Origin of the sequence: Burkholderia sp. BE17, from assembly GCF_009362305.1 — a bacterium.
Taxonomy (GTDB): domain Bacteria; phylum Pseudomonadota; class Gammaproteobacteria; order Burkholderiales; family Burkholderiaceae; genus Burkholderia; species Burkholderia pyrrocinia_C.
On record NZ_WHNU01000042.1, the window covers coordinates 1 to 24,797 of the forward strand.

The following is a 24,797-nucleotide window of genomic DNA, read 5'->3' on the forward strand; positions in this document are numbered from 1 at the left end:
GATGGATGATGCGCAGTTCTTCCGGCACAAAGCTCTTGCGGGCCAGCGTCTTGCGCGTGTTGCCGCGCGCCGGCTTTTCCTGGCGAAGCGCTTCGATCATCGCCTGCTTCAAGCCACCGCGCGGGTGGGTATAAATCGACGCGTAGATCGTTTCGTGAGTAAGCACTCGACCAGCACCGTAGCGAAGATCGTTGACGACGGGAGCGCGATGCTATCGGATAGGCTCGACGCGGGCAGTAGAGGGCAGCCTGAACGGACTTTTCCCGCACGCCGGAGTCGACGCGAATGCGATCGCGCTGGTTGCTGTCCTGGCCAGCGCGGCGCTGGGCTGGCTGCATGCTAGCCGCTGGCGGCTCGCGTTCCGTGCAACGCAGTCGGGCTTGCGCGTGCGCCTGCCCGGCGATGCGAGCCTGCTCGTCACGCTGATGCTGACTTTCGTCGCCGAAACCTGCACGCATTACGCGGTCGCCGCGCGCGAGCCGTGGGCGGCGGCAAGCGGTTTCGTGATGCTGTCGTTCGCGGTTTGGGGCGTGCTCGTCGGGATGCCGCTCGGGCGTGCGGTGAACGTGGTCGTGCGCTGTATGCGCGATGCAGGAGAATCGGCACGCAGCGGCATTCCGTATTCGGTCGATCCGCGCTGACGGGCGGGCGCGAAAAGGAAAGCGGGAAAGCGCGCGGCTGGCGGCCACGAACGCGAGGCAGTTCATCATCGGCAACCGGATCGGCATCGGGCCGAACGCGCGCGTGGCGCGCGCCGTTGCGCCCCCGTTTTGCTGTCACGGTCGCGTCACGATGTGCCCATAAGGTTGCACGTTCCTGTCGTGGCGGCATCGCCGGAACCGGGGCGTGCGCAACCTGCTTCCGACGACGTGCCCGCGTCGCAGGCGGGCAACCGGGATCTCGCTCCCGGCGGCGCACCGTCCATGCCCCCACCATTTCATTCGAAAACAGGATCGACGCCGATTCGAACCGGATCGCGAACGATCAGGAGACCTGGACCATGTTGAGTCCGCATGAATTCTCGATGCTGCTGCGCATTGCGCGTACGCCGGACAGCGTCGATCAATCGAATCCGGCCTTCGCCGTGCTGGTTGAAAAGCGGCTGGTCGTCGATACGCAGGTGCGCATGAGCGCGGTAGCCGTGCGCCCGGCGCTGACGCCGATCGGCCAGATGCTGCTGGCGCGCTTCGACGAAGCGGCCTGAGGGGAAGCGTCACGCCTTCGTCGAGACGAAGGGCGTGACGCGTCGAAACGCCGGGCCGCTTACTGCGCGACCGGCACCGTCACGTCGCTGCCGAACCAGTGCATCGAGATCTTCTTCAGCGTACCGTCCTTTTGCAGCGAAGCCAGCGCGTCGTTGATCGCCTTCTCGAACTTCGGGTTGCCCTTGCGGAACGGGATCGCCATTTCCTGCTTGCCGCCGTTCAGCACCGCGCCCGCGCGCAGCGGCAGGTTCGACGTCTTGATCATGTACGGCAGCATCAGGCGATCGTCGAGCGTCGCCTCGATCCGGCCCGCGGCGAGGTCGCGCAGCTTCTCCGGCGCGCCCGGATACGTCTGCACCTCGATGCCCGGCACGGTGCGCGCCATCTGGTCGTAGTTGGTGCCGAGCGTCACGCCGAGCTTCTTGCCCTTGAAATCGTCGAGCGACTTGAAGTTGCGCGTGTCGTCCTTGCGCTGGATCAGCTGCGCCGCCGAGTACGTGTACGGCTGGCTGAAGTCGAGCACTTCCTTGCGCTGCGGCGTGATCGTGACCTGGTTGACGATCACGTCGAACTTGCCGGCCTGCAGGCCCGCGATGATGCCACTCCATTCGGTCGGGATGAACTGCGTCTTCACGCCGAGCTTGCCGGCGACCGCATTCGCGACGTCGACGTCGAAACCCTCGAGCTGGCCCGACGTGCCGCGCGAGTTGAACGGCGGATACGTACCTTCGAGGCCGACGCGCAGCACGCCGGCTTTCTTCACCGAATCGAGCAGGTCGTCCGCGTGCGCGGCGACGGCCGTGAAACCAAGGGCCGACGCGAGCAGCAGGCCCGACAGCAGGAACTTCGAACGTTTCATCGCAGATCTCCAGTGTTCAGTAGGGTGTTGTGGTGAGCGCCGGGCGCCGGCCGGCCCCGATGGGCCGCAATACGGGCACGTAGACACTACTCGCAACCGCGCCGCGCCGGAAGTCGAATTGGCCCTGATTGCAATCGATTTCATGGGGGAGAGGTGACTGACTTCCTGTGATGTGGACAGGAATCGGCTCGGCCGGGGGCGAGCAATTCGGTGAGCAGTCCCGCTCGGATATTTTCCGATTGCACTCGAAATGTTCTTTTAAATCAGGTCATATTTCGGGTTCGTGCCGTAATTCATCTGTAAAATCGCGCGAGCGGAATCAAATGCCGGCGCCATCCGAGGGCGCGTCAAAAGAAGAAGAGGCCGTAGTCATGAACATGCAGAACACAATTGCCGCATTGCGCGGCGGGTTGCTTCAGCAGGACCGGCTGCTGAAGCTCGATACGCCGTTGGGGGCTAATACCCTGACCGTGCAGCGGGCGGTCGGCCGTTCGCGCATCGGGCGCGCGTACGAGTTCACGCTCGACGTGCTGTCGACCGATGGCGATCTGGAACTTAAAAAGCTGATCGCGCAGTCCGTCACGTTGTGGATCCAGCAGGGCGACCGCAGCTACCGGCCGATCAACGGATACGTGCATACCGCGCGCCGGCTGGGCGCTGACGGCGGACTCACGACTTATCAGCTCGCGTTCGCCGATTTCACTCATTTCCTGAGGTTCCGCCGCGATCAGCGGCTCTGGAACGACACGACCGTCGACCAGATCATCTCCGACGTGCTGAACAAGCATCCGCAGGCGCAGGGCCATTTCCGCTTCGCATTGTCGAAGCCGCTGCCGAACCGTTCGTACACACGCCAGCACGACACCGACTGGCATTTCGTGCATCGGCTGATGGAGAACGAAGGGCTCTACTGCACATGGCAGCAGGCCGACGACGGCAAGTCGCATACGCTCGTGATCACCGACAACCTGCAGGCGTTCGCGCCGCTGTCGCCGGAGGCCGTGCGCTTCTATCACGGCGGCGCGGCAAGCGAAGCCGACGCGTTCACGCAATGGTCGGGCACGCGTACGCTTCAGAGCGTGACGCGCACGACGCGCACGTTCGACTACAAGAATCCTTCGCAGCCGTCGAACCCGAAAGGCACGTCGCTGCCGACGATGGGCGGCCAGGGCGAGTTGCCCGACCAGCTCGAAGTCTACGAGTACACGGGCGCTTATACATACCTGGACCAGACGCGCGGCGACCATCTGACGAAGGTCAAGATGGAGGAATGGGAGTCGCAGGCAAAGCGCTTCCATGGCGCGGGTGGCGTGCGCGCGATCGATGCGGGCAGACGCTTCACGCTGGCCGACCATCCCGAACACGATCGCGATCCCGCTGATCAGCGCGAATTCGCCGCGATCGAGGTGGCGTGGTGGATCGAGAACAACCTGCCCGTCGCGAGCGACAGCGCGGACTTTCCATGCAGTCTGCGCGAGGCATTGACGCAGGCGCAGGAGAGCTACGGCGCCGATCCCGCATTTCGCGTGCCGCACGAGGATGGCTCGACCGGCTTCTATCTCGTCGAAGTCGAAGCGCAACGCGCGGGCGTGCCGTATCGCAGCCCGTTCGAGCATCACAAGCCGGAGATGCATCTCGAGACGGCGATCGTCGTCGGGCCGCAGGGCGAGGAAGTCTATACGGACGCGTTGAACCGGATTCGCGTGCAGTTCGTGTGGGACCGCCTGAATCCGGGCAACGAGAACGCGTCGTGCTGGGTGCGCGTCGTGCAGTCGGATACGGGGGGCGGCTACGGCGGCGTGCACGTGCCGCGCATCGGCGAGGAGGTGCTGATCGACTACGTCGGCGGCGACTGCGACCGGCCGCTCGCGGTCGGGCGCGTGTACAACGGCGCGAACCAGCCGCAGTGGCATACCGACGGGATCCTGTCCGGATATCGATCGAAAGAGTATTCGGGCGGCGGCTACAACCAGCTCGTGATGGACGACGCGACCGGGCAGAACCGCGTGCAGCTGATGAGCAGCAGCGCGAACAGCTTGCTGCATCTCGGCTACATCATCGACCAGAGCGGCAATTCGCGCGGCGCGTATCTCGGCAGCGGATTCGACCTGCGCTCGGATGCGTACGGCGCGGTGCGGGCGAGCCAGGGCCTGTACGTGACGACGCATCCGAAGGCGGCGAACAGCCAGCCGCTCGACGTGAAAGAGGTGCAGCAGCAGCTCGTGACGGGCGAGAGCCTGGTCGAAGCGATGTCGGGTGTGAGCGAACGGCATCAGGCGGAAAGCCTGAAGGACGCGCAGGACACGATGCGCGCGTTCACGGACGCGACGCAGGACAGCGCATCGGGCAGCGCCGCCGGCGGACGTACGGCAGGCGGCGGCACCGGCAACGCGAACGCGTTCAAGGAACCGGTGATGCTGTTCGGCAGCCCGTCGGGGATCGGGATGTCGACGCAGCAGTCGGTGCACATGGTCGCGAACGATCACGTGAACGTTGCGAGCGGGCAGAGCGTGCATGTTGCGGCGGGCAAGTCGCTGATCGCCAGCATCGGGCAGAAGCTGAGCCTGTTCGTGCAGAACGCGGGGATGAAGCTGTTCGCGGGCAAGGGCAAGGTCGAGATCCAGGCGCAGTCGGACAACGTTGAGGTGACCGCGCAGAAGGCGGTGAAGATCGTGTCGGCGACCGACCGGATTGAAATCGCGGCCGATCAGGGAATCCTGCTGACGAGCGGCGGCGGGTATATCCGCATTCAAGGCGGGAACATCGAGATTCACACGCCGGGTGCGGTGGATGTGAAGGGCGCGTCGCATACGTTCGCTGGGCCGGCGAGCATGGGGTATCCGTTGCCGAGCCTGCGGCCGGATCAGCCGGGGCAGCTGGAATTGTTTCACAAGTACGTGAACGGCGAGGCCGTGAAGGGCGGGTTGTTCACGGTGAAAGACGTGAACGGCGCGGTGCTGAAGAAGGGTGCGCTCGACAACAGCGGCTACACGGTCGTGAGCGGGCTGCCGCCCGGTGCGGTGCGAGTCGAGTTCGGCAAGGACCCGCGCGAGTCGGATCAACCGGCGAACTACTTCAAGCAGGCGAAGTGGCCGGCGGAGCCCGTCGAGCCGTCGCCGGAAGCCGCGCAGGCCGCGGCGACAGGGCAGCTTGCCAGCCAGTTGCAGGGGATGACGCCTGCCGCGGCGACGGCTGCCATGGGGCTCGTGAGCGGCGGTGGCGCAGGCGCTGCGCTGGGCGGGCTGGCGAGTTCCGCGTTGCCGGCTGCGGCGACTGCGCTCGGCGGCGCGGGCGTGGCGTCTGCGTTGCAGACGGCTTCGAGCCTGAGCGGTGCCGCGAAGCAGGTGGCCGGGATGGTGCAGGCTGCACGGCAAGGCGGGCTCGCGGCGCCGGCCGCGCCGGCGGCGAACGCAGCATCCGGGGCGCTGCAGGGCGCATTGCCCGGTGTCGCGGGGATTGCGGGCAAGGGCGCGACGACGGTGGCGTCGGCGGCCGGTGCGACCGGCATGAAGCTGCCGACGAGCGGGTTCGGCGGACCGCTGAAATCCTGAGAGGGCGGCGCGTCAGCCGTCAAGAACAACTAAATCGCGATTTGAACGAAGAACGACATGGCACAACAACTTCCACCGGGCGCCGAGAAGGAACAGGCTGTTTCCTGGCTCAGTGATATTTCGCCGAAGGATGTCGCGGCGGGGGGCGATCGCTTCAATCAGTGGTTGCTCAGCATCAGCGGCAATCACATTTCGTTCGAGGATCTCAAGACCGTTGCAAGTGCGGTGCAGCCGTGAATGGTCTGCCGAACTATGATTACAACGACGCCCCAGCGATCAGTTTGCAGGGACGAAACGCTGACGGTACCACTCGCGGAACGCCGCACTACCGCGCGAACCGGACTCAGGACAACGCGTCTCTTGCCGGCACCTTAGGAAGCGAGACTGTAGTAGCCTTCAACTCACTGAAGGCTGCCGGGCTAAGCCCTAAAGCGGCTAAGTGCGCTGTCTTACGCGCACGAGGCTATTTCTCCAACATTGGTGCAAATGCCGGTTCTGGGACGAGCACACCATCGAAACGAATGAGGCTGAAATGACCCCATCATTGAACGATCAGGCTTATAAAGTGATTTCCGAATTCCTTGGCGCACTCAACTCGATGGACAAGCATCTACTGGAGTCGACGTTCGGGGTCACCGAACCGATTCTCGATGAGATATGCGAATCGCTCGACGACTATTTTGGAAGAAAACCTAGTATCAGCTTAGCGCCGATTGAAGTGGCTTTCTCGGGCAAGAAAGGATCGAGACCATACATTGATCTCTTCGAGATGGACGACGGTCAATCCTGGGGCGCGGAATGCATTCTTTGGGTGGATGGGAAGGCACAGGAGCCCATTTTGCACGTCGAACTGAGCGGTAAGAGTGATGGCCTGAACCTAAAGTACAAGTACATCGGTTCGTAGGTGGAGCAGTAGCTGACCGCGGACGATGGCGATGTGGTGCCGGAGGCGATGACAGCCCACGCAAAGAAGACCGAAGACATTCTACGACTCGATGCCCACGCGTGATGAAGTGTGCGCAATTGGGATATCCAACCGGAAGATTGGAGATTTGGACTGATGGAGTCGCCTATGCGAATAGTTATTGTGCCTTTAATCCTCCTCGCGCTTGCGACAGCTTCACATGCTTACGATTTCCGGCCAAGAGCCGCCGCCTCCCCTGATCTGACGCATCCAAAGCTCTTCAAAGCCAACGGCCTGACCTTCCAGCTCCCTGCGGACTGGAAGGTCACGGCAAACGATCGACTCCGGGATACCGATGGGCGAGGAGTCAGCATCGAAGCCGATAAATCCGCATTCGAAGTGCTGAATCTGGACGTTGTTGTTCAGGTGCTGCGAACCAAGGTCGCACCTTCGTTCGAAGGTACTGCGCAATATCTTTACGAGAGCCAGGTGGACGACAAGTCCACTCAGTACACGAAACCGGACTTTGTGCCGATCATGCTGGGCGACAAGTATCCGGCGTTGGCTTCGCGCTATACGCACAAGATCTTCAACGACGATGAGCTCTATGCGCATCGTCTCGATCTCGTCACCAGCAAGGTCTGCGGCAAAGGTTGGACCTGCGTTGTCTTCTCGTCGGGATTGGCTGCTAACGAGAGCGCTGCGAAGCAAGGTATGGCCAAGATCTATGAAACGATCCGCTATCAACCTTGATACAGCATGATCGATTCGCACGCGTCGTGACAGTTTTCGTGGCCGTTCAGACCTCACGAGAAAGCAGCCGAGTTCGAGCAGGCCGCGTCTGTATCGGTACGGCATCCGCATATCCTGACGCGGCGGTGCCTGGTGGAGCGTCGGAACCGTCAACGTTCGAAACGTCGAGTGTCGAATTTCGCGGTTCATTGGCATAATCACGGCCTTTGACGATACGGATGCGCTGGATGCCACCGTTTCGCGTTCCAGGTGCCGCAAGGGCGGTGGGACACGTCCGACGATCCCGCAGGGATTCGTTGACGGCACGTGGGTGAAGCATTCCCGTGCAGCGAGATTCGAATCGGCAGCCGCTTTTATCCGATGCTACGAACGTAATGCCCACCTCGACCGATATGGCGACTGCAGTCAGCTTGAAACAAGTCCTAGAAACCCCCGGCGACTTCTCCGGATGGCTCTGTCTGCCGCCGATGCCGTGGACGCCCGATACCGAGGGTGCCTTCTCCGAAGACACGAACGATACCGACGAAGGCGCGCTCCCCGTCATCGCAACCCAACCCGGCTGGCAGATCACATTGGACAGCTCAACGATCGAGGACATCGTGATCAACGCGCATGACCAGATCGACGAACCTACGCTTGCGCAGTTGTTCGATGCGTTCGTGTTCTACGTCGAAAACGACGCATTCATTCTTTTCTGACGACGCGCAACGAGCGCGCCGAAACAAAAAAAGGACCGCTCGGCGGTCCTTTTCCTCATGAGGCGACGCTCTCGCGAAGCACCCCTCAAGGCAACGAAATCGTCAAATTAGCCGACTCCGGGCCTACCTTGATCACCTGCGAATAAGGTGCAAGCGCCTGCAGCGTCTTGTCCTTCAGATACGAGTTGAGCCCGAGGAACCCAAGCAACGCAACCAGCGCGAACACCGCCCCGATCGCCCAGACCGGCACCTCGCGCTTCAACCGGTGCGCAATCTGATCCGGCAACGGCCAATGCGGCGCGAACGGCGCCCGCTTGCCCTTCATATGCGCGATCTCATCCCCCAGCCGCGCGGTCAGATAAGCGAGCTTCTCCGGCCCTTCGAGCAGATACTTCCCCTGGAATCCGAGCAGCAGGCACATATGAAACACCTCAAGCGACTGCAGCCGCGCCGCACCTTGTGCACGACATTCCTCGAGATACTGGAAAAACTTCTCGCCCGCGAGCTGCTCGCCGAACAGCACGAGCTGCAGCGGCCGGCGTTCCCAGTCCGCGCGGATCTTGAACTGCGACGACAGCACCATCTCGTCGATGGCCGCGCAGAACGCGAATTTCGCGGCGTACACATCCTCGGCGGCGATATTCAGCTTCTTCGCACCGCGCTCGAAATCCGACAGGAATTCCTGGATCCGCGTGCTGAACTCGCTCGCGCTGTCCGGCTCGCGGCGGTTCTTGAGCAGGAACAGCATGAAGAAGCCGTCGTACAGCAGGTCGAGCAGCGAACGGGCCTGGAACGCGGAGTCCGTCGACGCCGGGGTATGCATGGGTGCCGGCGCGTTGTCGCCGAACAGGGAAGGCGCGTAGCTCATGATGTGACCGCGATCAGTTCGAATTTCAGGTCATTGATGCCAGTCGGCGCATAGATCATCGCGGACTGGGCCTGCAGCATGCGTTCGTACAGCGCGCCGCGCGAATCGAGCGCGAAGTAGCACGCGCCGGGCCGCACGGGAATCGCGGGCGGCACCTGCGGCGTGTACGACAGCCGCACGCCGGGCATCGCCGACAGCACGAGCTTGTCGACGTCGTCGGGCGCGCCGACCTTGAAGCGGGCCGGCACGGCATCGACGAGCTCGACGCTCGGCATGTCCGCGGACACCGCCAGGTAGAACTCGGTCTTGTCGTCGATCTTGCCCGAATCGAGGCGGCCAAGATGGAACGACGGACGCACCTCGTCGAGCGTGATCGCGAAGTAGCGCGTCGAGATCACGGTGTCGAGCAGCTCGCGCAGCATCAGGTCCAGACGCGCAAAACTCGGGCCCGGATCGTCGTGGCGGTACACGGGCAGGTCGGCGAGCGTATAGCCCTTCGAGAACGTCATCAGCTGGCCCGCGAGGCGCAGCAGTTCCTGGAACAGCCGCTCAGGATGCAGCGCCGCGTGCTGGTGCAGGTGCGCGAGCGTCGCAAAGGCGGCGTTCGCGGTATGCAGCAGCCAGAACGACGCGATGTCGCCCGAGCGGAATTCGATGATGTTCTTCGACGGCTCGCGGTGGAAGCCGTACAGCGCGTTCACCTTCGCCTGCAGCGCGTCGACCAGCTGGCGCAGCCGCTGGTGCAGGATCGGCGACGCGTCGATCGCGAGGCACGGCGGCACGAAGCTGTCGTCGATCTCGAAACCGGACGTCGCGGTGCGGCGCACGCGCACGAGCGGCACCGACAGCAACTGGTCGCGCGGTTCGCTGTGAGCGATCAGCTTGACCTGCGTCTTCAGGAACGTGATGTCGGCTTCGGCGGCGTCGGTGAAGTTGTCGGCGACGCTCGTCTGCTCGCTGACGAAGCGCGTCATGAAGCCGGCGGCCGGATCGTCGCTGTAATTGGTGCCGTTCTCGCGCAGCGGGTGCAGCGCGAGATAGAACACGAATTCGTTGATGCCGTCGGGCAGCGTGTCCAGCGCGATCGGCGGCGGCAGGTCGTCGGCCTGCGGCGCGGCATACAGCGCACCGTCCGGGAACACGAGCGCGAGCTCGGCAACCCGCAGCACGTTGCTGCCGAGCGCGTCGCGGTCGATGCGCACCGAGCGCACGCCCCAGTTGTACGGCTGGATCGCCTGGATGGACTCGAACAGGCGCGCCTCGTGGTACGCGTCCTGCCGCTGAAAGTGTTGAGGCCGGAGGAACAGCCCTTCCCCCCACAGCACCTTGGCCGAATAACTCATGTCAAATCCGGTTAATGTGGCGTTGCGATGTAATCGATTTGTTCATGCCCGAATTAAATCGCCAATTGTTAACTCTTGTTAATTGACATTCGTGCGTCATGCTTAACCGCAGGAGACCGAAGACAGCATATTCAGCGGTTGTGAAGGCGCACCCTGTTGCGGTGCGATGACGGTGCCATCGGTGACCGTCATCGCGCAATTATGCAGGCCGATGATTATGCCGGATTTCTCCGACTTCACCGGATCGAACGTCAGTTTCCATCGTTGTAGTGCGGGATCGCGGAACAGCGCGACGATGCCGAATGCCTGCGCTTCGCGCGAGACTTTCTCGGTCGCGGTATAGCGCTGGCCCGGAATCAGCGTGATTTCGCGCACATTCAACAGGTCGGCGCCGAGCGCGGCCTTCTCCTTGGTCGGATCGGTGAACGCGTCGAACGGCGCCTGCTGGAACGACGTCGGATCCTTCAGCGCGTAGAGCCGCACGACGAGTGCGAGCGGCTTGTGGTCGGTCGCGGCATTCAGGTTCGGCGCGGCAGCGAGCGTGATCCCGAGATTGCGCGGCGGCTTCTGCGAGTCCGGCAGCTCGGGCTTGCCGATGCCGGCGGCCTGCATCACGGCGCTCGCGGCCGAGCCGAGCAGCGGGGCGGCCGCGCATCCGGCCAGAAGAGCGCAGGCGAACAGCGGCAGCGCGTAGCGAATCATGGACGATCTCATCGTGTTTCCGGCGTGCCGCCTTTATCCCTGTCAAAACTGCCGGGTATTTCCGCGTTCGCCGCGTATCCCCGACACTGCAACGCTCAACTATTAAGCACGCCTGCATCAAGGCAAGCGCCCGGAAAAATTTTCCGCCACCCGTGCGGTGCGTCGTGCAACCAGTAAAACTTGCGCGCCCCGGCCGAAAGAAAAACAGCTGCGAGCCCGCAGCGGGAGGCCATTCGAGGGGGTAGCGCCCAGTTTTAAAAGGAATTACTCTTCACACGACGATTGAATTATGAAAAATTGATCGGTACTATACCCGCGCGCTTCTTGCAAAGCAAAAGAACCAGATTCTCAACGATTTTAAAACTCACGCGCCGGTGGATATAACGATGAAAGACCGTCTCTTCGCAAAACTGTCTGGGGTAGTGCTGGCTTGCGGCGTGATCGCCGGCTGTGCGAGCCAGTCGACCACGCCGCCGAGCGCCGAGGTTTTCAACAAGTCGCTGGCCGATGCGGACGCCGTTGCGAAGGCGGGTGATCAGGACAAGGCTCTCGGCCTGTACCAGCAGCTCGCGAAGTCGGATCCGACGCGCGAGGAGCCATGGTCGCGCATCGCGCAGATCCAGTTTGCCCAGAACCACTACGGCCAGGCGATCGTCGCCGCGCAGGAAGCGCTGCAGCGCGACGCAACCGATCGCCAGGCGAAGAGCGTGCTGGCCGTCGCGGGCCTGCGGATCGCGACGCAGTCGCTCGGCGAATTGCGCCAGGATGCGTCGCTCGCGGGCGACGCGAAGTCGGACGCGCAGACGCTCGCGAAGCAGCTGCGCGACACGCTGGGCGAATCGGCGCTGTTCCCGCCGGAGCAGAAATCGCAAACGAAGAAGATCCGCCGCCCGATTCACCGTCCGAAGGTGGCAGCCGGCGCGGCGGCAGCAGCGGACAGCGGCGCCACGACGCCGCCTCCGCCCCCGCCGACGTCGAGCGGTAGCGCGCCGCAGAAGGGCGGCGCGGATCCGTTCAGCGCGCTGCGCAACTGACGCGAAAACCACAACTAACCTGGGAGCCGTCGATGGCCAAGAAAGAAAGCATTCAGAAAAGCTTGCAGAAAATACGGCCGCCGCGCGTCCAGCTGACCTACGAGGTCGAGAAGGGCGACGCGATCGAGGTGAAGGAACTGCCGTTCGTCGTCGGGGTTGTCGGCGATCTGGCGGGTCAGTCCGAAATCGAGCAGCCGAAGCTGCGCGACCGCAAGTTCGTCAATATCGACCGCGACAACTTCGACGACGTGATGAAGGCGATCGAGCCGCGCGCCGCGTTCCAGGTGGAAAACCGCCTGAGCCCGGAAGGCGGCAAGTTCGCGGTCGACCTGAAGTTCCGCTCGCTGTCGGATTTCAGCCCGGACGACGTCGTCGAACAGGTCGAGCCGCTGCGCCGCCTGCTCGAGGCGCGCTCGAAGCTCGCCGACCTGCGCAACAAGCTCGCCGGCAACGACAAGCTCGAGGATCTGCTGTCCGAGGTGCTGAAGAACACGCAGCAGCTGCACGAGCTCGCGAAGGGCACCGGCGGCGACAAAGACAGCGAATGACGACGGAGTGTTGAGATGAACCAGCAAACGGCTGCTGCACAAGCCAGCGGCGCGGAATACGCCGCCGGGACCTCGCTGCTCGACGACATCGTCGAGAAGAGCAAGGTCGCGAAATCCGATTCCGAGCATGCGCGCGCGAAGGACCTGATCGGCGAACTCGTGCACCAGGTGCTCGACGGCACGGTGATCGTGTCGGACAACCTGTCGGCCACGATCGATGCGCGCGTCGCGGAACTCGACCGCCTGATCTCGACGCAGCTTTCCGCGGTGATGCACGCGCCGGAATTCCAGCGCCTCGAAAGCACGTGGCGCGGGATGGATTACCTGGTCAAGGAAAGCAATACGGGCCAGACGATCAAGATCAAGGCGCTGCACGCACCGAAGCGCGACCTCGTGCGCGATTTCAAGGGTGCGAGCGAGTTCGACCAGAGCGCGCTGTTCAAGAAGGTCTACGAAGAAGAATTCGGCACGTTCGGCGGTTCGCCGTTCGGTGCGCTGATCGGCGATTACGAGATCTCGCGCCAGCCGGAAGACATGTACTTCATCGAGCAGATGTCGCACGTCGCGGCGGCCGCGCACGCGCCGTTCATCGCGTCGGCATCGCCCGAGCTGCTCGGCCTCGAGTCGTTCTCCGACCTCGGCAAGCCGCGCGATCTCGGCAAGGTGTTCGATACCGTCGAATACGCGAAGTGGAAGTCGTTCCGCGACGCCGAGGATTCGCGCTACGTCGGCCTGACGCTGCCGCGCTTCCTCGGCCGCCTGCCGTTCAATCCGAAGGACGGCCAGACCGCGGAGAACTTCAACTTCGTCGAGGACGTCGACGGCACCGAGCACGACAAGTACCTGTGGTGCAACGCCGCGTGGGCATTCGCTGCCCGCCTGACGGCCGCGTTCGACGACTTCGGCTGGTGCGCGGCGATCCGCGGCGTCGAAGGCGGCGGCCTCGTCGAGGACCTGCCGACCCACACGTTCAAGACCGACGACGGCGAAGTCGCGCTGAAGTGTCCGACCGAAATCGCGATCACCGATCGCCGCGAGAAGGAGCTGAGCGACCTCGGCTTCATCCCGCTCGTCCATTGCAAGAATTCAGATTACGCCGCGTTCTTCGCTGCGCAGTCGGTGCAGAAGCCGAAGAAGTACAGCACCGACAGCGCGAATGCGAACGCCGTCCTGTCCGCCCAGCTGCAGTACATCTTCTCGGTATCGCGCGTCGCGCACTACCTGAAGGCGATGATGCGAGACAAGATCGGCAGCTTCGCATCGGCGCAGAACGTGGAGACTTTCCTCAACCGGTGGATTTCGCAGTACGTCCTGCTCGACGATAACGCCTCGCAGGAACAGAAGGCGCAATTTCCGCTGCGTGAGGCATCCATACAAGTGTCGGAGATTCCTGGCAAGCCGGGCTCGTATCGTTCGGTCGCGTTCCTGCGCCCGCACTTTCAGCTCGACGAACTCTCGATTTCTCTGCGACTTGTCGCTGATCTGCCCAAACCGGCAAATTCATAAGCGAGTAGATCGCCCGGGCGGGCCGCCTGGGTAGGACGTTAAAACCACCTCTTTGGGGAGTCGAAGGGCCATGTTACATATGCACTTGCAGTTTGGTAGTCCGGCGGTGAAGGGCGAATCCGCGGACAAAGACCATCAGGGCTGGATCGAGCTGAAATCGTGGGATCACTCGATCGTTCAGCCGCGTTCGGCAACCGCATCGACCGCTGGCGGTCACACGATGACGCGTTGCGAGCACGGCGACATGATCTTCACGAAGGAAATCGATTCGTCGAGCCCGCTGCTGTACCAGCACGCCTCGGGCGGCACCACGTTCGACGAGGTGACGGTCCATTTCTCGCGCGCAGACGGTGAAGGCAAGCGCGTGCAGTATCTGGAAGTCAAGCTCAAGTACGTGATCATCTCGAGCATCGCCCCGAGCGTTCGCGAGGAAGGTCTGCCGCTCGAGACGTTCTCGCTGAAGTACGCGGCCGTGCAGTGGAAGCAAACCCAGCAGAAGATCGGCGGCAACCAGGGCGGCAACACGCAGGGCGCCTGGAGTCTGACGAAGAACGACAAGACCTACGCGGTCTAAGGTCGGTTGCGGCAACGGGGCGCACGGCGTCCCGTTGCCGTTTTCGCAGTTCATACCGGCCGATGAAACGATTCGAACCCAGTTTTCTCGACAAGCTGTTCGACGACGAACCGCACCTGCCGGCCTCGGCAGCGATGCGGCAATTGTCGCTGGACGAGCTCAAGACCACGGTCGCCCGCGACGTCGAGGCGATCCTCAACACCCGTATCGCGCACACCGAGAACGAGCTGGCCGAGCTGCCGGAATGCCAGAAATCGGTGCTGACCTACGGGCTGAACGATTTCGCGGGGTTGAGCCTCGCGAGCCACTACGATCGCGCGTTCATCTGCAAGTCGATCCAGCAGGCGATCGCGCGCCATGAGCCGCGCCTGCAGCAGGTACAGGTGACGTTCGAGCTGAACGAGCAGGCGACCAATGCGCTTTACTTCGCGATCCAGGCGCTGCTCGTCGTGCACCCGGCCGAGGAGCCGGTGAATTTCGACGCGATGCTGCAGCCGTCGACGCTGCAGTATTCGGTCACGCGCGCACGCGCCGCGAGAATGCAGTAAATCAAGCCGCCGAGCGGGCCGGACCGCCCGGTGGTCGATCAGGTCCGGCAGGAAATATTGAGGTTCGGGGTCGTCGATGGAAGAATTGCTGCCGTATTACGAGCGCGAATTATCGTTTTTGCGGCGCTATTCGCGAGATTTCGCCGAACGCTATCCGAAGATCGCGGCGCGGCTCGCGTTGTCCGGCGAGCATTGCGAGGATCCGCACGTCGAGCGGATGATCGAGTCGTTCGCGCTGCTCGGCGCGCGCATCAACAAGAAGCTCGACGACGACTACCCCGAATTCACCGAAGCGCTGCTGGAAGTGCTGTATCCGCACTACCTGCGGCCGTTCCCGTCGTGCTCGATCGCGCAGTTCACGCCGGCTTCGCCCGGCCAGCAGACCGAACCGGTCGTGATCGACCGCGGCACCGAGCTGAAGAGCCGCCCGATCCGCGGCGTGCAGTGCCGGTTCCGCACCGCCTACGACGTGACGCTCGCGCCGATCCGCATCTCGGAAGCGCGCTACACGCCGGTCGCGCTCGCGCCGAGCGCGACGGTGCTGCCGTCCAACGCGACGGGCGTGATCTCGATCACGTTCGAATCGCTCGCCGCGCAGCTCGACCTCGGCGCGCTGAAAGTGCCGACGCTGCGCGCGCACCTGCATGGCGAGCAGTCGTTCGTCGCCGCGCTGACCGACTGCCTGTTCGTCAACGTGCTCGGCGCGTACGTCGAGCCCGAACGCAACGGCCGCTGGACGGCGCTGCGCAAGTTGCCGATCGCGCAGGCCGGCTTCGACGAGCACGATGCGCTGATCGACTATCCGGCGAAATCGCATCCCGCGTATCGCCTGCTCACCGAATACTTCGCGTTCCCCGACAAGTTCGACTTCGTCGATTTCGACCTCGCGGCAATCGCGCGCGCGTCGGGCCGCTGCCAGCGCGCGACGCTGCATCTGGTGCTGCAGGACGTGCGCAGCGATTCGCACGTCGCGCGGCTGCTCGAGCTGCTGACGGCAAGCCACTTCCGGCTGTTCTGCACGCCGATCGTCAACCTGTTCCGCCAGCATGGCGAGCCGATCCGCATCACGCACCGCGCGGTGTCCTACCCGGTGATCGCCGAGGCGCGCCGCGCGTTCGCGTACGAGGTGTACTCGATCGACTCGGTGAAGCTCGTCAGGCAGCAGGCGCATGAAGAATCGGTGATCGAATTCCGGCCGTTCTATTCGCTGCATCACGGCGAATCGGCGCGGATCGGTCACTACTGGTTCGCGCGCCGCAACGACTGGGTCGCGCAGAAGAGCCCCGGCTACGAAACCGAGATCTCGATCGTCGACATCGACTTCGAGCCGACGTCGCCGCAAACCGACACGCTGAGCCTCGACCTCACCTGCACGAACCGCGACCTGCCGGCGATGCTCGCATTCGGCCTCGAGGGCGGCGACCTGTTCCAGGAGGGCGGCGCGCAGACCAGCGGCATCTCGCTGCTGCGCCGCCCGACGCAGAGCGTGCGCTTCGAGCGCGGCCGCGCCGCGCACTGGCGGCTCGTGTCGCACCTCGCGCTCAATCACGTGTCGCTGGTCGCGCACGGCCTCGCTCCGCTGAAGGAAATGCTGACGCTGTACGACCTGCGGCGCACCGCGGTGTCGATGCGCCAGATCGACGGCCTGGCCGGCATCGAGCAGCGGGGCGCCGTGCAATGGCTGCCCGGCAAGCCGTTCGCGACCTTCGTGCGCGGCATCGAGATCCGCCTGACGATCGACGAGGAGCACTTCGTCGGCGCGAGCCTCGCGTCGTTCGTGCGTGTACTCGACAGCTTCTTCGGGCTTTACGTCCACCTCAACAGTTTCGTTCAACTAGTCGTCGTGTCGAAACGCACCGGCGAGGAGATCATTCGATGCAAGCCCCGAACCGGCGAATCGATCCTGGCGTAGTCGACGCGCTGCTCGACGAGCCGCACCGCTTCGAATTCTTCCAGGCGGTGCGCGTGCTCGAAGGGCTGTTCGCGCGGCAGGCGTCGGATGCACCCGGCGCATGGCGGCAGGGCGACGTCGTCGCGCAGCGCATCGAATTCCGCAACACGCTGTCGCTCGGTTTTCCGCCGAGCGAGATCGAGGGCGCGCGCTCGTTCGGCGACGACGGTACGCTGCTCGACTCGGGCGAGCAGCGCGGCGCGGCGCTAGCGGCCGGCGAACTCGGCCACGTCGAGCTGACGCCCGCGTTCTTCGGGCTGCTCGGCGGGCAGGGCGCGCTGCCGCTGCATTACACCGAGCAGATCGTCGCGCGGGAGCACCTGAAGCGCGACCACGCGGCGCGCGCGTTCTTCGACGTGTTCTCGAACCGCGCGACCGCGCTGTTCTATGCGGCGTGGAAGAAATACCGGCTGCCGTTCCATTACGAGCTCGACCGCGACGAGCGTTATTTGCCGCTGCTGCTCGCGATCGCGGGCGTGCCGAGCGACGAGGTGCGCGACAGCGTCGCGGCGGGCGCGGGCGGCGTGCTCGACGAAGCCGTTGCCGGCTACGCGCTGGCCGCGCGGCACCGGCCGATGTCGGCCGCGTACCTGCAGCGCACGCTGTCCGACTATTTCCGCGTGCCGGTGAAGATCGACCAGTTCGTCGGCAAGTGGTACGACGTGCCGCCCGACCAGTTGAGCGTGCTCGGCGAGGTCAACGCGGTGCTCGGCGCGACGGCGCTCGTCGGTGAGCGTGTATGGCAGCGCGACATGCGCGCGCGGATCGTCGTCGGCCCGCTGTCCAAGCGCGACTACGAGGCGTTCCTGCCCGGCGGCCCGCAGGCCGTCGCGCTCGAACGGATGCTGACGCTGCTCGCCGGCGTCACGCTCGAATACGAGGTGAAGCTGGTGCTGAAGCGCACCGAGGTCGGCGCGAGCGTGCTCGGCGCGGGCTCGCGGCTCGGCTGGGACGCGTTCCTCTGCACGCGCGACGCGATCGACGACCGCTCGGACGCCCGCTACGAACTGCACGTGATTCACTGATTCACCGATTCCGAACGACAACAAACACGCAATCGAACCTGAGATCGACGCCATGAGCACGCCTCTGAAGACCCTGATCACGAAACTGAACCCGCTGTGCCGGCGCGCGACCGAGCGTGCGGCGAGCGCGTGCCTGGCGCGCGGCCACTACGAGGTCGATCTGGAGCACCTGTTCCTCGCGCTGCTCGAAGAGCCGGCGGGCGACCTGCCGCTCGCGCTGCGCGCGAGCCGCGTCGATCCGCATGCGCTGCGCGCGGATCTCGAACGCGAGCTGACGCGCCTGAAGACCGGCAACACGCGTACGCCGGTGTTTTCGGTGCACCTGATCGCGCTGTTCGAACAGGCGTGGCTGATCGCATCGCTCGATTCGCAGCTCGGCCGCATCCGTTCGGGGCACCTGCTGCTCGCGCTGCTGACCGCGCCGGATCTCGCGCAGTTCGCGCAGCGGATGTCGTCGCAGTTCGCGGAAGTGAACGTGACGGACCTGAAGCACAAGTTCGACGAGATCGTGGCCGGATCGAGCGAAGCCGAGCCGCGTCAGGCCGATACCGACGACGGCGGCATGGCGCCGGCGGCCGACGGTGCGGCGCCCGCGGCCGGCCCGTCGAAGACGCCCGCGCTCGACACGTACACGACCAACCTCACGCAGCGCGCGCGCGACGGCAAGATCGATCCGGTGATCGGCCGTGAAGCCGAGATCCGCCAGGCGATCGACATCCTGATGCGCCGCCGCCAGAACAACCCGATCATGACCGGCGAGGCCGGCGTCGGCAAAACGGCGGTCGTCGAGGGCCTCGCGCTGCGGATCGCGGCCGACGACGTGCCGCCGCCGCTCTCCGGCGTCGCGCTGCACGTGCTCGACATGGGGCTGCTGCAGGCCGGCGCGAGCGTGAAGGGCGAGTTCGAGAACCGGCTGAAGAGCGTGATCGACGAGGTGAAGAAGAGCGCGCATCCGATCATCCTGTTCATCGACGAGGCGCACACGATCATCGGCGCGGGCGGCCAGGCCGGCCAGAACGACGCGGCGAACCTGCTGAAGCCGGCGCTTGCGCGGGGCGAGCTGCGCACGATCGCCGCGACGACGTGGAGCGAATACAAGAAGTACTTCGAGAAGGATGCGGCGCTCGCGCGGCGCTTCCAGGTCGTGAAGGTCGAGGAGCCGAGCGAGCCGCTCGCGGCCGCGATGCTGCGCGGCATGTCGGGCCTGATGGAGAAGCATTTCAGCGTGCGGATCCTCGACGATGCGATCACCGAGGCCGTGCGCCTGTCGCACCGCTACATCAGCGGCCGCCAGCTTCCCGACAAGGCGATCAGCGTGCTCGACACCGCATGCGCGAAGGTCGCGCTCGCGCACAGCGCGACGCCGGCCGCGATCGACGACACGAAGAAGCGCATCGAGCGGATCGACGCGGAAATCGCGTCGCTGGAACGCGAGGCAGCAGGCGGCGCGTCGCACGACGAGCGGCTCGGCGAGCTGCGCGGTGCGCGCGACACGGCGCTGGAGCAACTCGCGAAGGACGACGCGCGCTACGAAGCCGAGCGTGCGATCGTCGCCGAGATCACCGAATTGCGCGAAACGCTCGACAAGGCGCGTGGCCCGTCCGAGGACGGCCAGCCGGTCGACGTGCAGGCGACGCGCGACAAGCTCGCGGAACGCGTCGCGGCGCTGCACGCGCTGCAGGGCGGCGAGCCGATGGTGCCGCTGCAGGTGGACGGCCACGTCGTCGCCGAGATCGTCGCCGCGTGGACGGGCATTCCGCTCGGCCGGATGGTGAAGGACGAGATCGACACCGTGCTGAACCTGCAGCCGCTGCTGACCGCGCGCGTGATCGGCCAGGACCACGCGCTCGACGCGATCGCGCAGCGCGTGCGCACCGCGACCGCGAACCTCGAGGATCCGAACAAGCCGCGCGGCGTGTTCATGTTCGTCGGGCCGTCGGGCGTCGGCAAGACCGAGACGGCGCTCGCGCTGGCCGACATCCTGTACGGCGGCGAGCGCAAGATGGTCACGATCAACATGAGCGAGTACCAGGAAGCGCACAGCGTGTCGGGCCTGAAGGGCTCGCCGCCCGGCTATGTCGGCTACGGCGAGGGCGGCGTGCTGACCGAGGCCGTGCGCCGCAACCCGTATTCCGTCGTGCTGCTCGACGAGGTCGAGAAGGCGCACCCCGACGTGCTCGAGATGTTCTTCCAGGTGTTCGACAAGGGTACGATGGACGACGCGGAAGGGCGCGAGATCGACTTCCGCAACACGCTGATCATCCTGACGTCGAACGTCGGTTCGACCGCGGTGATGGCGGCGTGCCTGAACAAGCCGGCCGAGGAGCTGCCCGATCCGGACGCGCTTGCCGAGACGCTGCGCCCGCAGCTGTACAAGGCGTTCAAGCCCGCGTTCCTCGGCCGGATGAAGGTCGTGCCGTACTATCCGATTTCCGACGACGTGCTGGCCGAGATCATCGAGCTGAAGCTCGAGCGGATCCGCCGCCGGATCGAGGCGAACCACAAGGCCGCGTTCGAATGGGACGAGTCGCTCGTCGAGGCGGTGCTCGCGCGCTGCACCGAGGTCGATTCGGGCGCCCGCAACGTCGACCATATCCTGAACGGCACGCTGCTGCCGGAGATCGCGGGCCACGTGCTCGGCCGGATCGCCGACGGCGCGGCCATCGCGCGCATCGCGGTGCGCGCGGACGAGGCCGGCGAATTCGCCTATGCGGTCGAATGAGCGGTCGAATGAGCCCCGCGCGCGACATCTGATGCATCAACGGATTCACTGAACCATGCCGATCAATCTCCCCGAGCTGCTGACGCCGGTCAGCGATGCGTCGCCCAGCGGCGACGACCTGCTGTTTTCGAACGAATTCGACGCGATCCAGGATGCGCGGCGCTACGACGATCCGACGCTCGACCAGGGCGAATGGGTGACCGAGATCAAGGAGGCCGACTGGGGTTTCGTCGTCGACCATGCGGGCGAGCTGCTGCGCACGCGCACGAAGGACCTGCGGCTCGCCGTGTGGCTGACCGAGGCGCTCGCGCTCGAGGACGGCATCACCGGCCTCACCGAAGGTTATGCGCTGCTCGAGGGCTTGTGCCGCGAGTTCTGGGACACCGTGCACCCGCTGCCCGAAGACGGCGACACCGAGCACCGGCTCGGCAACGTCGCGTGGCTGTCCGGCCGCACGGCCGAGCTGCTGCGCGCGGTGCCGATGACGGACGGCGCGTCGAACGCGTTCAGCACGCTCGACTGGGAAGTGGCGCAGCACGTCGCGCAGTCGATCAAGCGCGACCCCGAACACGCGGACGATATCGCGCGCGGCAAGCCGTCGATCGACCAGATCGATGCGTCGCGGCGCGTGACGTCGATTGCGTTCTACACGGCGCTGCTGGCGAACCTGAAGGCCTTCGAATTCGCGCTCGACGCATTCGAGGAACGGCTCGTCGAGCGTGCGGGCGATTCGGCGCCGAGCTTCCGGCAGGCGCGCGACGCGTTCGAGACGGTGTACCGGCTTGCCGAGCGCTTTGCACGCGAGCAGGGCTATACGGGCAGTGCGCCGCACACGCAAGCGGCGCAGCAGGCGCAGCCCGAGCGCATCGAGCCGAGCTTCGGCAATTCGATCCAGACCGAGGAGACCCACGTGCAGTCGCAGACCGCTCCGCGTCCTCCGGTGACGCAGATGATCGCCGGCATCCAGAACCGCGCGCAGGCCGTCGACCAGTTGCGCGCGGTCGCGCGTTATTTCCGCCAGACCGAGCCGCACAGCCCGGTCGCGTACCTCGCCGACAAGGCCGCCGAATGGGCCGACATGCCGCTGCACAAGTGGCTCGAGAGCGTCGTCAAGGACGACGGCTCGCTGTCGCATATTCGCGAGCTGCTGGGCGTGCGGCCGGACGAGCAGTCGTAATGTCCGTGTCGGGCCGAGGTTACTCGGAGGTGTCCGAAGTGCCGTGAGAGAAGGGCTGTTTCCTGAGAGCGCGGGCCCACGCGGGATCGCGGCAACAACAAGATGGATGACGCATGAACGTGACCGAACTCGCACAGGCGATTCGTGGTGGCCTGATTCAGCAGGATCGTCTGCTGAAGACGGACATTCCGTCGTTACCGAACAATGCACTCGTGCCGCGTCGGGCCGTGACCCATTCCGAACTGGGGCGCGATTTCAGCGTCACGCTCGATCTCGTTTCCACCGCGAGCGACATCGAGCTCAAGACGCTGATCGCGAAGCCGATGACGCTGTGGATACAGCAGGCGAACCAGTCGTATCTGCCGATCAACGGCTATATCCATACGGCTCGCAGGCTCGGCGCGGACGGCAGCCTGTCGAGCTATCAGCTGACTTTTGCGTCGTGGATGCACTTCCTCAAGTTCCGCAGCGACATGCGGTACTGGCAGGGCCAGAGTGTCGATACGATCATCGCCGACGTGTTCGACGCGCATCCGCAGGCCAAGGGGCAGTATCAGTTCGCGCTGTCGAAGACGCTGCCGTCCCGATCGTACTGCCGCCAGAGCGAAACAGACTGGAACTTCGTGCATCGCCTGATGGAAGACGAAGGGCTGTTCGGTTTCTGGCGGCATAGCGAGGACGGCAAGGCGCACACGCTCGTCATTACCGACGATCTGCATGCAGGCGATGAACTGTCGCCGCAAACCGTCAGGTTCGACCGCTCGGGAACGGGTAGCGAAACCGCTGGCTTCACGCAATGGGCCGCATCGCGGACCTTGCAGAGTTCGCTGCACACGACGCGCACGTTCGACTATAAGTCGCCGTCGTCGCCGGGCAACCCGAACGGCACGACGTTGCCGACGAAGGCTGGGCAGGGTGATCTGCCGGACCAGGCGGAAATCTACGAATACACCGGCGCGTACACGTATGCGGGCCAGGACCGCGGCGAACATCTGTCGAAGATTCGACTGGAGCAATGGGAGTCGCGCGCGAAGCGCTTTTTCGGTGTGGGCGGCGTGCGCGGGATCGATGCCGGCCGGCGCTTCACGTTGGCGGGTCACCCCGAGCACGACCGCGACGCGGCGCAAGACCGGGAATTCGCGGCCTTGAAGGTGTCGCGGTACGTCGAGAACAACCTGCCGATCTCGGACCACGAAGCGAATTTTCCGCACAGCCTGCAGGATCGGCTGGCGCAGGTGAAAGCCGGCCACGGTGAAGCGGCCGCATTCGAAGTCGGGCATGACGACGGATCCGCCGGGTTCTATCTCGTCGAAGTCGAAGCGCAACGCGCGGCCGTGCCGTATCGCAGCCCGTTCGAGCATCGGAAGCCCGCGATGCAGCTCGAAACGGCCGTCGTCGTCGGGCCGAAGGGCGAGGAGGTCTATACGGACGAACTGAACCGGATCAAGGTCATGTTCGTCTGGGACCGGCAGAGCGAGGGCCGCGAAAACGCGTCGTGCTGGGTGCGCGTCGTGCAGTCGGATACCGGTGGCGGTTACGGCGGTGTCCATATACCGCGGGTCGGCGAGGAAGTGATCATCAGCTACATCGGTGGGGACTGCGACCGGCCGATCGTGATGCATCGCGTCTACAACGGGGCCGCCAAGCCGCAGTGGCATAGCGACGGGATCCTGTCGGGCTTCCGGTCGAAGGAGTATGCGGGCTCGGGTCACAACGAGATGGTGCTCGACGACGCGACCGGGCAGAACCGTGCGCGCCTGTTCAGCAGCAGCGCGAATTCGCTGCTGCATCTCGGCTACCTGATCGAACAGAGCGGCAACACGCGCGGTGCGTATCTCGGCTCGGGTTTCGATCTGCGCACGGATGCGTATGGCGCCGTGCGTGCCGCGCAGGGGCTGTACGTGACGACGCATCCGAAGCAGGCGAATAGCCAGCCGCTCGATGTGAGCGAAGCGCAGCAGCAGCTCGCGAATGCCGACGGGCTGCTCGAGTCGATGTCGCAGGTCAGCGAAATGCATCAGGCCGAAAGCCTCGGTACCGGTCACGATGCGCTGAAGCAATTCACCGACGCGACGAAGAACAGCGTGGCGGGTGCGGCGTCGGGCGGCAGGACCGCTGGCGGCGGGACGGGCAACGCGAATGCGTTCAAGGAGCCGGTGATGCTGTTCGCGAGCCCGGCGGGGATCGGGATGGCGTCGCTGCAGAGTGCGCACGTGGCCGCGGACCGGCACGTCAATCTCGTCAGCGGTCAAAGCACGCATCTCGCGAGCGGCAAGTCGCTGGTGGCGAGCGTCAAGGAGAAGCTCAGCCTGTTCGTGCAGAACGCGGGCATGAAGCTCTTTGCCGGCAAAGGTCCGGTCGAGATACAGGCCCACAACGACAACGTCGAGATGACCGCGCAGAAAGCCGTCAAGGTGTTGTCGGCGACGGCGTCGATCGAAGGTGTCGCGAAGCAGGAGATCCTGCTGACGTCGGGTGGCGCGTACGTCCGGATCAAGGACGGCAACATCGAGATTCATGCGCCGGGGAAAATCGACGTGAAGGGCGGGCAGCACGCGTTCAGCGGGCCAGCGAGTCTGCACAAGACGTTCAAGACGGAAGGTCGCAAGGCGGACATGCGGATTCGCTATGTCGACGCCGACGGAAACGTGCCGCACGGGGAGCCGATCAAGTTTGCGACCGAGGACGGGACGGAGCATAGCGTTGCGCTCGATGCGGAAGGCAAGGCGGAATTGAAGAACATCGATTTTGACGAGTTCGTGGCCAGCCAGGTCAAACGGACGGGAGAGTGAAATGGGCAGGCCGCTTGTTCAGCATAACGTTTGTATC

Annotated in this window: 20 protein-coding genes and 1 pseudogene; 17 read left to right on the top strand and 4 right to left on the bottom strand. The window is 64.5% G+C overall.

Annotated features, from left to right (window positions below; genetic code table 11):
* Window positions 1-245: 245 nt before the first annotated feature.
* Window positions 246-641, top strand: a pseudogene (locus tag GD429_RS30460) (hypothetical protein); the annotation flags it as partial.
* Between the two features lie 359 nt (window positions 642-1,000).
* Window positions 1,001-1,204, top strand: coding sequence for a hypothetical protein (locus GD429_RS30465; protein ID WP_131945810.1), 204 nt, complete (start codon window positions 1,001-1,003; stop codon window positions 1,202-1,204).
* 59 nt (window positions 1,205-1,263) lie between these two features.
* Here GD429_RS30465 and GD429_RS30470 read toward each other — a convergent pair whose 3' ends face one another.
* Window positions 1,264-2,064: a transporter substrate-binding domain-containing protein gene (locus tag GD429_RS30470; RefSeq protein ID WP_152862631.1), complete on the bottom strand. Its 801-nt coding sequence runs from the start codon at window positions 2,062-2,064 to the stop codon at window positions 1,264-1,266.
* Window positions 2,065-2,435: 371 nt separating this feature from the next.
* Between GD429_RS30470 and GD429_RS30480 the strand changes: the two genes are divergently transcribed.
* From GD429_RS30480 to GD429_RS30500, 5 genes are all read left to right on the top strand, one after another.
* Window positions 2,436-5,615, top strand: coding sequence for a type VI secretion system Vgr family protein (locus GD429_RS30480; protein WP_152862635.1), 3,180 nt, complete (start codon window positions 2,436-2,438; stop codon window positions 5,613-5,615).
* Window positions 5,616-5,672: 57 nt separating this feature from the next.
* Window positions 5,673-5,852, top strand: a complete 180-nt coding sequence (locus GD429_RS30485) for a hypothetical protein (protein ID WP_152862637.1) — start codon at window positions 5,673-5,675, stop codon at window positions 5,850-5,852.
* Window positions 5,853-6,147: 295 nt separating this feature from the next.
* Window positions 6,148-6,519 carry a hypothetical protein gene (locus GD429_RS30490; protein WP_152862639.1) on the top strand — a complete coding sequence of 124 codons (372 nt, stop codon included), beginning with the start codon at window positions 6,148-6,150 and terminating at the stop codon, window positions 6,517-6,519.
* Window positions 6,520-6,687: 168 nt separating this feature from the next.
* Window positions 6,688-7,272, top strand: a complete 585-nt coding sequence (locus tag GD429_RS30495) for a hypothetical protein (protein ID WP_152862641.1) — start codon at window positions 6,688-6,690, stop codon at window positions 7,270-7,272.
* Between the two features lie 374 nt (window positions 7,273-7,646).
* Entirely contained in the window at window positions 7,647-7,970 is a 324-nt protein-coding gene (locus GD429_RS30500) for a hypothetical protein (protein ID WP_152862643.1), read from the top strand.
* Window positions 7,971-8,055: 85 nt separating this feature from the next.
* On the opposite strand, the gene icmH is transcribed toward GD429_RS30500, so the two are convergent.
* The 3 genes from icmH to tssJ all read right to left on the bottom strand — a co-directional run bounded on the left by icmH (window position 8,056) and on the right by tssJ (window position 10,895).
* Window positions 8,056-8,838 (bottom strand): type IVB secretion system protein IcmH/DotU, encoded by a 783-nt coding sequence (gene icmH, locus GD429_RS30505; RefSeq protein WP_152862645.1) that lies wholly within the window; start codon window positions 8,836-8,838, stop codon window positions 8,056-8,058.
* Window positions 8,835-10,181 (bottom strand): type VI secretion system baseplate subunit TssK, encoded by a 1,347-nt coding sequence (gene tssK, locus GD429_RS30510; RefSeq protein WP_152862647.1) that lies wholly within the window; start codon window positions 10,179-10,181, stop codon window positions 8,835-8,837. Before tssK ends, icmH begins: the two co-directional genes overlap by 4 nt.
* A 102-nt stretch (window positions 10,182-10,283) precedes the next feature.
* Window positions 10,284-10,895, bottom strand: a complete 612-nt coding sequence (gene tssJ, locus GD429_RS30515; RefSeq protein ID WP_152862649.1) for a type VI secretion system lipoprotein TssJ — start codon at window positions 10,893-10,895, stop codon at window positions 10,284-10,286.
* A 374-nt stretch (window positions 10,896-11,269) separates the two neighbouring features.
* Between tssJ and GD429_RS30520 the strand changes: the two genes are divergently transcribed.
* The 10 genes from GD429_RS30520 (at window position 11,270) to GD429_RS30565 (ending at window position 24,760) form a co-directional block, all read left to right on the top strand.
* Window positions 11,270-11,917, top strand: coding sequence for a tetratricopeptide repeat protein (locus tag GD429_RS30520; RefSeq protein ID WP_152862651.1), 648 nt, complete (start codon window positions 11,270-11,272; stop codon window positions 11,915-11,917).
* Window positions 11,918-11,949: 32 nt separating this feature from the next.
* Entirely contained in the window at window positions 11,950-12,465 is a 516-nt protein-coding gene (gene tssB / locus GD429_RS30525; RefSeq protein WP_152862653.1) for a type VI secretion system contractile sheath small subunit, read from the top strand.
* A 15-nt stretch (window positions 12,466-12,480) separates the two neighbouring features.
* Window positions 12,481-13,971, top strand: a complete 1,491-nt coding sequence (tssC, locus tag GD429_RS30530; protein WP_039320274.1) for a type VI secretion system contractile sheath large subunit — start codon at window positions 12,481-12,483, stop codon at window positions 13,969-13,971.
* A 70-nt stretch (window positions 13,972-14,041) separates the two neighbouring features.
* A complete protein-coding gene (locus tag GD429_RS30535; protein ID WP_006477093.1) occupies window positions 14,042-14,545 on the top strand; it encodes an Hcp family type VI secretion system effector in 504 nt (167 codons plus the stop codon).
* 62 nt (window positions 14,546-14,607) lie between these two features.
* Window positions 14,608-15,093: a type VI secretion system baseplate subunit TssE gene (gene tssE / locus GD429_RS30540; RefSeq protein ID WP_072442955.1), complete on the top strand. Its 486-nt coding sequence runs from the start codon at window positions 14,608-14,610 to the stop codon at window positions 15,091-15,093.
* A 76-nt stretch (window positions 15,094-15,169) separates the two neighbouring features.
* Complete coding sequence (tssF, locus tag GD429_RS30545) at window positions 15,170-17,005, top strand: type VI secretion system baseplate subunit TssF (protein WP_152862655.1); 1,836 nt, start codon at window positions 15,170-15,172, stop codon at window positions 17,003-17,005.
* Window positions 16,969-18,069 carry a type VI secretion system baseplate subunit TssG gene (tssG, locus tag GD429_RS30550; RefSeq protein WP_152862657.1) on the top strand — a complete coding sequence of 367 codons (1,101 nt, stop codon included), beginning with the start codon at window positions 16,969-16,971 and terminating at the stop codon, window positions 18,067-18,069. Before tssF ends, tssG begins: the two co-directional genes overlap by 37 nt.
* A 52-nt stretch (window positions 18,070-18,121) precedes the next feature.
* Window positions 18,122-20,791 (top strand): type VI secretion system ATPase TssH, encoded by a 2,670-nt coding sequence (gene tssH / locus GD429_RS30555; protein WP_152862659.1) that lies wholly within the window; start codon window positions 18,122-18,124, stop codon window positions 20,789-20,791.
* Between the two features lie 55 nt (window positions 20,792-20,846).
* Window positions 20,847-21,968: a type VI secretion system protein TssA gene (tssA, locus tag GD429_RS30560; protein WP_152862660.1), complete on the top strand. Its 1,122-nt coding sequence runs from the start codon at window positions 20,847-20,849 to the stop codon at window positions 21,966-21,968.
* Between the two features lie 113 nt (window positions 21,969-22,081).
* A complete protein-coding gene (locus tag GD429_RS30565; protein WP_152862662.1) occupies window positions 22,082-24,760 on the top strand; it encodes a type VI secretion system Vgr family protein in 2,679 nt (892 codons plus the stop codon).
* The last annotated feature ends 37 nt before the right edge of the window (window positions 24,761-24,797 follow it).

Coding starts and splice junctions, on each gene's coding strand:
- GD429_RS30465 (WP_131945810.1), top strand. CDS start 1,001: ATGTTGAGTCCGCATGAATTCTCGATGCTGCTGCGCATTGCGCGTACG.
- GD429_RS30470 (WP_152862631.1), bottom strand. CDS start 2,064: ATGAAACGTTCGAAGTTCCTGCTGTCGGGCCTGCTGCTCGCGTCGGCC.
- GD429_RS30480 (WP_152862635.1), top strand. CDS start 2,436: ATGAACATGCAGAACACAATTGCCGCATTGCGCGGCGGGTTGCTTCAG.
- GD429_RS30485 (WP_152862637.1), top strand. CDS start 5,673: ATGGCACAACAACTTCCACCGGGCGCCGAGAAGGAACAGGCTGTTTCC.
- GD429_RS30490 (WP_152862639.1), top strand. CDS start 6,148: ATGACCCCATCATTGAACGATCAGGCTTATAAAGTGATTTCCGAATTC.
- GD429_RS30495 (WP_152862641.1), top strand. CDS start 6,688: ATGCGAATAGTTATTGTGCCTTTAATCCTCCTCGCGCTTGCGACAGCT.
- GD429_RS30500 (WP_152862643.1), top strand. CDS start 7,647: ATGCCCACCTCGACCGATATGGCGACTGCAGTCAGCTTGAAACAAGTC.
- icmH (WP_152862645.1), bottom strand. CDS start 8,838: ATGAGCTACGCGCCTTCCCTGTTCGGCGACAACGCGCCGGCACCCATG.
- tssK (WP_152862647.1), bottom strand. CDS start 10,181: ATGAGTTATTCGGCCAAGGTGCTGTGGGGGGAAGGGCTGTTCCTCCGG.
- tssJ (WP_152862649.1), bottom strand. CDS start 10,895: ATGAGATCGTCCATGATTCGCTACGCGCTGCCGCTGTTCGCCTGCGCT.
- GD429_RS30520 (WP_152862651.1), top strand. CDS start 11,270: ATGAAAGACCGTCTCTTCGCAAAACTGTCTGGGGTAGTGCTGGCTTGC.
- tssB (WP_152862653.1), top strand. CDS start 11,950: ATGGCCAAGAAAGAAAGCATTCAGAAAAGCTTGCAGAAAATACGGCCG.
- tssC (WP_039320274.1), top strand. CDS start 12,481: ATGAACCAGCAAACGGCTGCTGCACAAGCCAGCGGCGCGGAATACGCC.
- GD429_RS30535 (WP_006477093.1), top strand. CDS start 14,042: ATGTTACATATGCACTTGCAGTTTGGTAGTCCGGCGGTGAAGGGCGAA.
- tssE (WP_072442955.1), top strand. CDS start 14,608: ATGAAACGATTCGAACCCAGTTTTCTCGACAAGCTGTTCGACGACGAA.
- tssF (WP_152862655.1), top strand. CDS start 15,170: ATGGAAGAATTGCTGCCGTATTACGAGCGCGAATTATCGTTTTTGCGG.
- tssG (WP_152862657.1), top strand. CDS start 16,969: ATGCAAGCCCCGAACCGGCGAATCGATCCTGGCGTAGTCGACGCGCTG.
- tssH (WP_152862659.1), top strand. CDS start 18,122: ATGAGCACGCCTCTGAAGACCCTGATCACGAAACTGAACCCGCTGTGC.
- tssA (WP_152862660.1), top strand. CDS start 20,847: ATGCCGATCAATCTCCCCGAGCTGCTGACGCCGGTCAGCGATGCGTCG.
- GD429_RS30565 (WP_152862662.1), top strand. CDS start 22,082: ATGAACGTGACCGAACTCGCACAGGCGATTCGTGGTGGCCTGATTCAG.